The sequence below is a fragment of the Streptomyces sp. NBC_01477 genome (assembly GCF_036227245.1).
In the GTDB taxonomy this organism is placed as follows: Bacteria; Actinomycetota; Actinomycetes; order Streptomycetales; family Streptomycetaceae; genus Actinacidiphila.
On the sequence record NZ_CP109445.1, the window covers coordinates 3,649,747 to 3,659,662 of the forward strand.

General features: G+C 71.5%; 6 protein-coding genes and 1 pseudogene. 4 read left to right on the forward strand and 3 right to left on the reverse strand.

Annotated elements, in window-relative coordinates:
* Positions 1–83: 83 nt before the first annotated feature.
* From egtA to egtD, 4 genes and pseudogenes are all read left to right on the forward strand, one after another.
* On the forward strand, positions 84–1,412 hold the full coding sequence (gene egtA, locus OHA86_RS14980) for an ergothioneine biosynthesis glutamate--cysteine ligase EgtA (protein ID WP_329175731.1): 1,329 nt from the start codon (positions 84–86) through the stop codon (positions 1,410–1,412).
* 81 nt (positions 1,413–1,493) lie between these two features.
* A complete protein-coding gene (gene egtB / locus OHA86_RS14985) occupies positions 1,494–2,837 on the forward strand; it encodes an ergothioneine biosynthesis protein EgtB (RefSeq protein WP_329175733.1) in 1,344 nt (447 codons plus the stop codon).
* Positions 2,837–3,442: pseudogene (gene egtC / locus OHA86_RS14990) on the forward strand (ergothioneine biosynthesis protein EgtC); the annotation flags it as partial. The gene egtB and the pseudogene egtC, both read left to right, overlap by 1 nt.
* Before the next feature lie 234 nt (positions 3,443–3,676).
* Positions 3,677–4,654, forward strand: coding sequence for an L-histidine N(alpha)-methyltransferase (gene egtD / locus OHA86_RS14995; protein WP_329182413.1), 978 nt, complete (start codon positions 3,677–3,679; stop codon positions 4,652–4,654).
* A gap of 99 nt (positions 4,655–4,753) precedes the next feature.
* On the opposite strand, the gene nuoN is transcribed toward egtD, so the two are convergent.
* From nuoN to nuoL, 3 genes are read right to left on the reverse strand one after another with little or no spacing between them, the layout of a single operon-like run.
* On the reverse strand, positions 4,754–6,409 hold the full coding sequence (gene nuoN, locus OHA86_RS15000) for an NADH-quinone oxidoreductase subunit NuoN (RefSeq protein ID WP_329175735.1): 1,656 nt from the start codon (positions 6,407–6,409) through the stop codon (positions 4,754–4,756).
* Complete coding sequence (locus OHA86_RS15005) at positions 6,406–8,001, reverse strand: NADH-quinone oxidoreductase subunit M (RefSeq protein ID WP_329175737.1); 1,596 nt, start codon at positions 7,999–8,001, stop codon at positions 6,406–6,408. Before OHA86_RS15005 ends, nuoN begins: the two co-directional genes overlap by 4 nt.
* 6 nt (positions 8,002–8,007) lie before the next feature.
* A complete protein-coding gene (nuoL, locus tag OHA86_RS15010) occupies positions 8,008–9,912 on the reverse strand; it encodes an NADH-quinone oxidoreductase subunit L (RefSeq protein ID WP_329175739.1) in 1,905 nt (634 codons plus the stop codon).
* Positions 9,913–9,916: the final 4 nt, after the last annotated feature.

A 9,916-nucleotide genomic window follows, 5' to 3' on the forward strand; every position in this document is an offset into this window, starting at 1 on the left:
GACATGTCCTCGCATCTGGGTAGACCTCAACGGAAAAATTCGTGCGGAAGCAGTCCGCCGGAAATCGATGAGGAGGTGGATCGATGGCAGCCGACCTGCTGGAGGAAGAGGCAGAGGCCCATGTGCGCGGCGTCTGTTTCAAGACGGGGCCGCCCACCCGCACAGGGGTGGAGCTGGAGTGGTTGGTGCATGACCGCTCGGATCCCCAGAAGCTGATAGCCGCCGACCGGATCGACGAGGTACTCGCGCCGGTCGAAGTGCCCGGTGCCATGCCGCGGGGCAGCAGGATCACCCGTGAGCCGGGTGGCCAGGTGGAGCTGAGCTCCCCGCCCGCCGATTCGCTCACCGAGTGTGTCGAGGCGATGGCCGCCGATCTCGCCGCCCTGCGCCAGGTCATGGACCGGGCGGGACTGGTCCTGGTCGGCCGCGGACTCGAACCCCACCGCGCCCCGCCGAGGCTCCTGGACGACCCCCGCTACCGGGCGATGGAGAGCTTCTTCGACCGCGGCGGGCCCTGGGGCCGCACCATGATGCGCCGCACCGCCTCCCTGCAGACCAACCTGGACAGCGGGGACGACTCCGAGGGGATCACCGGCTACCGGCGGCGCTGGGAGCTGGCGCACCGGATCGGCCCGGTCCTGGTGGCGGCCTTCGCCAATTCCCCGCTCAAGGACGGCCGCCCCACCGGCTGGGTCTCCACCCGGCAGGCGACCTGGGCCGAGATGGACCCGAGCCGCACCCGCCAGCCCGACCACGACCCCGAACCGCGGGACTCCTGGACGCGCTACGCACTGGACGCGCAGGTGCTGTGCATACGCGGCACCGACGGTACGGAATCCGGCGCCCATGGCGAAGGCGACACCATGGGCGGCGCCGACGCGGTGGGCGACGGCCCCGGTGACGGGACGACCGCCGACTGGACCGCGCCCCCCGGGCTCACCTTCCGCGACTGGCTGCGCGGCACGGTGCCCGGCCTGCGCCGGCCGACCATCGCCGATCTGGACTACCACCTCAGTACGCTCTTCCCCCCGGTCAGACCGCGGGGCTGGCTGGAACTGCGGATGGTCGACGCCCAGGAGGGCGACGGCTGGGTGATCCCGACGGTGCTCTCGGCGACCCTGCTGGACGACCCGGTCGCCGCCGACGCCGCGTTCGCCGCCACGGAGACGCTGTGCCCCGAGGGGCAAGCGCTCCCCTCCGAGGACGTATGGCGGCGGGCCACCCGGATCGGCCCGGCCGACCCGGACCTCGGCAAGGCCATCGTCGCCTGCTTCAGAGCCGCGGACAGCGCCCTGGCGCGCTCGGACGGTTCCGCCGCGCTGCGTGCGGCGGTCGCCGCGTTCGCCGAGCGGTACGCGGAACGCGGCCGATGTCCCGCACACGACCAGTTGGACGCGCTGTCACGCGTCTGACCTTCCGGAAGGTATGTCGTGACAAACCCCCGCACCACCGGTACCAGCAGTACGCCTCCCGCAGCGGCCACTCCTGCCACTGTGGGCACTACAGCCACTCAGGACCCTTCCGTCACCGCGCTCGCCGCCCTTGAGGCCGCCCGGCGGCGTACGGAACTGCTCACCGACAGTGTCGACGAGCGCGATCTGACCGCCCAGCACTCTCCCCTGATGTCCCCGCTGGTGTGGGACCTGGCCCACATCGGCAACCAGGAGGAGCTGTGGCTGGTCCGCGAGGCCGGCGGGCGCCCGGGAGTGCGCCCCGACCTCGACCACGTCTACGACGCCTTCAGGACGCCGCGCGCCGACCGCCCCGCCCTGCCGCTGCTCGGGCCGGCCGAGGCGCGCGCGTACATCGCGACGGTCCGCGAGCAGACCGCCGAGGTGCTCGGCACCGTCGACACAGGCCCCGACCAGCAGGAACGCCTGCTTGCCAACGCCTTTGTCTTCGGCATGCTCGCCCAGCACGAGCAGCAGCACGACGAGACGATGCTTGCCACCCACCAACTGCGCGCAGGGCCGCCGGTCCTCGACGCGCCCGTACCGCCGCCAGCGCCCGCGGACGCGGCCCTGCTGCCGCGCGAGGTCCGGATACCCGGCGGCCCCTTCACCATGGGCACCAGCACCGAGCCGTGGGCGCTGGACAACGAACTGCCCGCGCACACCGTCGAGGTGCCCGCCTTCTGGCTGGACACCGTCCCGGTCACCAATGGCGCCTACGCCGAATTCATCGCCGCCGGCGGCTACGACGACCCGGGCTGGTGGTCGCCCGAGGGCTGGCGGCACGTCCGGGAGGCGGGCCTGGTCGCCCCGCTGTTCTGGGAAGCCGACGGCGAGGGCTGGACCCGCCGCCTCTTCGGCCGCACCGAGCCCGTACCGGCGGACGAACCGGTGCTGCACGTGTGCTGGTACGAGGCCGACGCCTACGCCCGCTGGGCGGGCCGCAGGCTGCCGACCGAGGCCGAGTGGGAGAAGGCGGCCCGGCACGACCCGGCCACCGGCCGCTCCCGCCGCTACCCGTGGGGCGACGCCGCCCCGGGACCCGAACACGCCAACCTCGGCCAGCGCCACCTGCGCCCGGCCCCGGCGGGCAGCTACCCGGCGGGAGCCGCGCCCAGCGGCGCCCGGCAGCTCATGGGCGACGTGTGGGAATGGACCGCGTCCGACTTCGCCCCCTACCCCGGCTTCGCCGCGTTCCCCTACAAGGAATACTCCGACGTCTTCTTCGGCCCCGACTACAAGGTGCTGCGCGGCGGCGCCTTCGGCGTCTCCCCCGTGCTGGCCCGCGGGACCTTCCGCAACTGGGACTACCCGGTCCGCCGGCAGATCTTCGCCGGCTTCCGCACCGCGAGGGACGACGACGCGCCCGGGCACGGGCGCGGCTGATGTGCCGCCATCTCGCCTACGTCGGGCCGCCGGTGCCGCTCGCCCGGCTGCTGGTGCGACCCGCGCACGGACTGTACGAGCAGTCGTGGCAGCCGCGGCGGCAGCGCCACGGCACGGTGAATGCCGACGGTTTCGGCGTCGGCTGGTATCCGGCCGGCCAGGACGACGACACCGGCTTCCCGCAGCCCGTCCGCTACCGGCGGGCCGTGCCCGTATGGGCGGACGCCAACTTCGCCGAACTGGCCGCGGCGACACGCAGCGGCGCCGTCCTCGCGGCGGTGCGCTCGGCGACCGAGGGCACCACGCAGGACGAGTCGGCCGCCGCGCCCTTCAGGGACGGCCGCTGGCTTTTCAGCCACAACGGCGCCGTCCGGGACTGGACGCGGCTGCCCAGCGGGCTGACCGCGGCCCAGCTGCTCGGCCTGGACGCCCGCAGCGACTCGGCGCTGCTGTGGGCGATGCTCGCCGCGCTGCTGCGGCAGGGCCAGCCGCCGGGCGGCGCGCTGGCGTCGGTCGTACGGCAGGTCGCCGCGGCCCGCCCGGACGCGCGGCTGAATCTGCTGCTCACCGACGGCCGCGCCATCGCGGCCACCGCCTGGGGCGACACCCTCTGGTACCGCACGGGTACGGGAGCGGTGCTGGTCGCCTCGGAGCCCGACGACGAGCCGGGCGGGACGCACGGGGCCGACACCGAGGACGGGGGTGCCCGGGGGCGGGACCCGGGATTCGGCGAATGGCGGGAAGTCCCCGACCGTTCGCTGCTGCTGGCCACCACCGCAGGAGTACGGATCATCGCGCTGCGCCCCCCGGGTGCCGCCGAACGCAAGGAGCGCCACCGCATGCCCGAGAGCCGCTTCACCCTCGACGACCGGCTGCCCGCCGGCTACTTCACCGACTCGCTGCACTCCGACGTCCGCAAGGGCCTGACCGACCCGCCCCGCTCCCTGCCGCCGAAGTGGTTCTACGACAAGCGCGGCAGCGACCTCTTCGAGGAGATCACCCGGCTGCCCGAGTATTACCCGACCCGCGCCGAGCAGGAGATCCTGACCCGCCGCGCGCCCGAGATCGCCGCCGTGACCCGGCCGAGCACCCTGATCGAGCTGGGCTCCGGCTCGTCCCGCAAGACCCGCACCCTGCTGGACGCGCTCACCGCGGGCGGCAGCCTCGTCCGCTACGCGCCGCTGGACGTGAGCGCCGCCGCGCTGGCGGAGGCGGGCGAGGCGATCTGCCGCGACTACCCGGGGCTCACCGTCTCCGCGACGGTCGCCGACTTCGAGGGCGGCCTGCCGCTGTCCGACGAGCCCGGACCGCGGCTGCTGGCCTTCCTGGGCAGCACCATCGGCAACTTCGACGCGGCCCAGCGCCGCGCCTTCTACCGCACCCTCGCGCTCTCGCTCAGCAGCGACGACGTGCTGCTGCTCGGCGCCGACCTGGTCAAGGACCCGGACGTCCTGGTCCGCGCCTACGACGACTCGCGGGGCGTCACCGCCGACTTCAACAAGAACGTCCTGCACGTGCTCAACCGCGAACTCGGCGCCGACTTCGACCCCGGCGCCTTCGACCACGTCGCGCTGTGGAACGCCGACGAAGAACGCGTCGAGATGCGGCTGCGCTCCCGCACCGCCCAGACCGTCAAGATCCCCGACCTCGACCTGAGCCTCGACCTCGCAGCCGGCGAGGACCTGCGTACCGAACTGTCCTGCAAATTCCGCCGCGAGTCCCTGACGGCCGAGCTGCACGAGGGCGGCTTCACCGTCCGCCAGTGGTGGACCGACCAGGACGACCGCTTCGCGCTGCTGCTGGTGGTGCCGAACTAGCCCCTGCCGTCCGGCCCCCGTGCCCGGGGGAAAGGGAAGCGGGGTGCGGGTCCTGGGGACCCGCACCCCGCGGGGTGGAGAGGAAGCCGTCCGCGGGGGCTAGCGGACGAAGACACCCGCCTTGTCGGCGAGGTCGAGGAAATACTGCGGGGCCAGGCCCAGCACCAAGGTCACCGCGACGCCCACGGCGATCGCCGTGGAGGTCATCGCGGACGGCACCGCCACCGTGGGACCGTCCGGCCTCGGCTCGCTGAAGAACATCAGCACGATCACCCGGATGTAGAAGAACGCGGCGACCGCCGAGGAGATCACACCCACGATGACCAGCGGCATCGCCCCGCCCTCCGACGCGGCCTTGAAGACCGCGAACTTCCCGGCGAACCCTGACGTCAGCGGGATGCCGGCGAAGGCCAGCAGGAAGACCGCGAAGACCGCCGCGACCAGCGGCGACCGGCGGCCGAGCCCGGCCCAGCGGGACAGGTGGGTGGCCTCGCCGCCCGCGTCGCGCACCAGCGTGACGACGGCGAAGGCGCCGAGCGTCACGAAGGAGTAGGCCGCCAGGTAGAAGAGCACCGACGAGATCCCGTCGGGGGTCGTGGCGATGACACCGGCGAGGATGAAGCCGGCGTGCGCGATGGACGAGTACGCCAGCAGCCGCTTGACGTCGGTCTGGGTGACCGCGATGATCGCGCCGGCCAACATGGTGATGATCGCCACGCCCCACATGACGGGCCGCCAGTCCCAGCGCATCCCGGGCAGGACGACGTAGAGCAGCCGCAGCAGGGCGCCGAAGGCGGCGACCTTCGTAGCGGAGGCCATGAAGCCGGTGACCGGGGTCGGAGCGCCCTGGTAGACGTCTGGCGTCCACATGTGGAAGGGCACCGCGCCGACCTTGAACAGCAGGCCCATCGCGACCATCGCCAGGCCGATCAGCAGCAGCGCGTCGTTGCCCGTGGTGTCGGCGAGCGCCGGCGTCAGCGGGGCGGAGCCGTCGATGACCGCCGAGATGCCGGAGTACGAGACGGTGCCCGCGTAGCCGTAGAGCAGGGCGATGCCGAACAGCAGGAAGGCCGAGGAGAAGGCGCCGAGCAGGAAGTACTTGACGGCGGCTTCCTGGGACATCAGGCGGTTGCGGCGGGCCAGCGCGCACAGGATGTACAGCGGCAGCGAGAAGACCTCAAGGGCGACGAAGAGCGTCAGCAGGTCGTTGGCGGCCGGGAAGATCAGCATGCCGCCGACCGCGAACATCAGCAGCGGGAAGACCTCGGTGCTGGTGAAACCGGCCCGTACCGCCGCCTTCTCCTGGTCGCTGCCGGGGACGGCGGAGCCCTGCGCGGCGAAGGAGTCGACCTGGGAGCCGTGCGCCCGCGGGTCGAGCCGGCGCTCGGCGAAGGTGAAGACCGCCACGAAGCCGACCAGCAGGATGGTGCCCTGGAGGAAGAGCGCGGGGCCGTCCACGGCCACCGCCCCCATGGCCGCGATGTGCGCCTTGGTGGTGCCGTAGCCCTTGTCGGCGAGCGCCACGACCGCGGCGAAGGCCGCCGCGAGGCCGACCGCGGCCAGGGCGACCTGGGCGGTGTAGCGGGACCTGCGGGGCAGGAACGCCTCGACCAGGACGCCGAGTGCGGCGACCCCGAAGACGATCAGGACCGGCGAGAGCTGGGCGTACTCGATGTGCGGGGTGGGGATCCTGTCGGTGGGTGCCGCCACCGTCCACAGGCTGTGGACGGCCTGCCCCGGGACTGATGCGCTCACTTCTTCGCCTCCAGCGCGGGCTTGGGGTCGGTCTTGTGCACGTCGGAGAGCGTGTGGTGCACCGACGGGTTGACGATGTCGGTGACCGGCTTGGGGTAGACGCCCAGGAAGAGCAGCAGGGCGATCAGCGGGGTGACCACCACCAGTTCCCTGGCCTTGAGGTCGGACATGCCCTCGATGCCGGCCTTGACCGGTCCGGTCATCGTGCGCTGGTAGAGCACCAGGACGTACAGCGCGGCCAGCACGATGCCCAGCGTGGCGATGATGCCGAGCACCGGGTAGCGGCTGAACGTGCCGACCAGCACCAGGAATTCACTGACGAAGGGCGCGAGGCCCGGCAGTGACAGGGTGGCCAGGCCGCCGATCAGGAAGGTGCCGGCCAGGATGGGCGCGACCTTCTGCACCCCGCCGAAGTCCGCGATGAGCCGCGAGCCGCGCCGGGTGATCAGGAAGCCGGCCACCAGCAGCAGGGCCGCGGTCGAGATGCCGTGGTTGACCATGTAGAGCGTCGCGCCGGACTGGCCCTGGCTGGTCATCGCGAAGATGCCCAGGATGATGAAGCCGAAGTGCGATACGGACGCGTAGGCGATCAGCCGCTTGATGTCCCGCTGGCCGACCGCGAGCAGGGCGCCGTAGATGATGCTGATCACCGCGAGCACCAGGATCACCGGGGTCGCCCACTTGGACGCCTCGGGGAAGAGCTGGAGGCAGAAGCGCAGCATCGCGAAGGTGCCGACCTTGTCGACGACCGCGGTGATCAGTACGGCGACCGGGGCCGTCGACTCGCCCATCGCGTTCGGCAGCCAGGTGTGCAGCGGCCACAGCGGCGCCTTCACCGCGAAGGCGAAGAAGAAGCCGAGGAAGAGCCAGCGCTCGGTCGACGTCTCGATGTGCAGCTTGCCGCTGGCGCGGGCCGACAGGATCTCCTGGAGCGAGAAGGTGCCGGTGCCCAGCTGGTGCGCGGTCACGGTGTAGAGGCCGATGACCGCGGCCAGCATGATCAGACCGCCGGCCAGGTTGTAGAGCAGGAACTTGACCGCCGCGTACGAGCGCTGCCGGGCCGCCTCCTCCTCGCCCGCCGCGTGCGCGCGGTCGCCGAAGCCGCCGATGAGGAAGTACACCGGGATGAGCATGGCTTCGAAGAAGATGTAGAAGAGGAAGACGTCGGTGGCCTCGAAGGACAGCACCACCATCCCCTCGACCAGCAGGATCAGCGCGAAGAAGCCCTGCGTCGGCCGCCAGCGGCGGTTGGGGTTCACATCTTCGAGCGGGTCGGCGTCGTGCCAGCCGGCCAGCATCACGAACGGGATCAGCAGCGCGGTCAGCGCCACCATGACGACCGCGATGCCGTCCACGCCGAGGTCGTAGCGCAGGCCGAAGTTCTTGATCCAGGCGTGCGACTCGGTCAGCTGGTAGCGGTCGCCGTCCGGGTCGAACCTGACCAGGGCGATCGCCGCGAACACCAGCGTCGCGAGCGAGAAGAGCAGCGCGGTGTATTTGGCGGTGGTCCGCCGCGCCGCGGGGACCGCGGCGGTGACGACCGCGCCCACGGCGGGCACCGCGGCGGTGACGGTGAGGAGGGGAAAGGACATGAGCTATCAGACCGCCCTCATGAGAAGAGTCGCGGCGACCAGCACCGCGGTGCCGCCGAGCATCGAGACGGCGTACGAGCGCACGTAGCCGTTCTGCAGCTTGCGGAGCCGGCCGGACAGGCCGCCGACCGAGGCGGCGGTGCCGTTGACGACGCCGTCGACCAGGGAGTGGTCGAGGTAGACGAGCGAGCGGGTGAGGTGCTCACCGCCGCGGACCAGGACGACATGGTTGAAGTCGTCCTGGAGCAGGTCGCGGCGGGCCGCCCGGGTCAGCAGCGAGCCGCGCGGCGCGACCGAGGGGACGGCCCGGCGCCCGTAGAGCAGCCAGGCGATGCCGACGCCGATGACCAGCACCACCATGGTGGCGGCGGTGACCGTGCCCGCGCTCACCGGGGAGTCGCCCTCGGAGTGCCCGGTGACCGGCTCCAGCCAGTGCACGAAGCGCGAGTTGAGGCTGAAGAACGCGCCGGCGAAGACCGAGCCGACGGCCAGGATGATCATCGGGATGGTCATCGAGGCGGGCGACTCGTGCGGGTGCGGCTCGTGGCCCTCGGCGTCCGGCTGCCAGCGCTTCTCGCCGAAGAAGGTCATCAGCATCACGCGGGTCATGTAGAACGCGGTGATCGCCGCGCCCAGCAGGCCCGCGCCGCCCAGGATCCAGCCCTCGGTGCCGCCCTTGGCGAAGGCGGCCTCGATGATCTTGTCCTTGGAGAAGAAGCCGGAGAGGCCGGGGAAGCCGATGATCGCCAGATAGCCCAGGCCGAAGGTGACGAAGGTGACGGGCATGTACTTGCGCAGGCCGCCGTAGCGGCGCATGTCCACCTCGTCGTTCATGCCGTGCATGACCGAGCCGGCGCCGAGGAAGAGGCCGGCCTTGAAGAAGCCGTGGGTGACCAGGTGCATGATCGCGAAGACGTAGCCGATCGGGCCGAGCCCGGCCGCCATGATCATGTAGCCGATCTGCGACATCGTCGAGCCGGCCAGCGCCTTCTTGATGTCGTCCTTCGCGCAACCGACGATCGCACCGAACAGCAGCGTGACCGCGCCTACGGTGACCACCGCGGTCTGCGCGTCGGGCGCCGCGTTGAAGATCGCCCCCGAGCGGGTGATGAGGTAGACGCCCGCGGTCACCATGGTCGCCGCGTGGATGAGGGCCGAGACCGGGGTCGGGCCCTCCATCGCGTCGCCGAGCCAGGACTGGAGCGGCACCTGCGCCGACTTGCCGCACGCGGCGAGCAGCAGCATGAAGCCGATACCGGTGATGGTCGCGTGCTGCGAGGCGGACGCGTGCTGCGCCTGCGGCAGGACGTCGGCGAAGGCGAACGAGCCGAAGGTGGTGAACATCAGCATGATCGCCACCGACAGGCCGATGTCGCCGACCCGGTTGACGATGAAGGCCTTCTTCGCCGCGGTCGCCGCGCTCGGCTTGTGCTGCCAGAAGCCGATCAGCAGGTACGAGGCGAGGCCGACACCCTCCCAGCCGGCGTACAGCAGGAAGTAGTTGTCGGCCACGACCAGCAGCAGCATCGCCGCGAGGAAGAGGTTGAGGTAGCCGAAGAAGCGGCGGCGGCGCTCGTCGTGCGCCATGTAGCCGATCGAGTAGATGTGGATCAGCGTGCCCACACCGGTGATCAGCAGGACGAACGTCATCGACAGCTGGTCGAGCTGGAAGCCGACGTCGGCCTGGAAGCCGTCGACGGGGACCCAGGTGAACAGGTGCGAGGTCAGGGTCCGCGCGTCGGCGTCCTTGCCCAGCATGTCGGTGAACAGGATCGCGCCGAACACGAAGGACAGCAGCGCCAGCAGCGTGCCGATCCAGTGGCCGACGCGGTCGAGCCGCTTGCCGCCGGTCAGCAGGACGCCCGCGCCGAGGAGCGGCGCCGCGACGAGCAGTCCGATCAGGGTTTCCACTGTC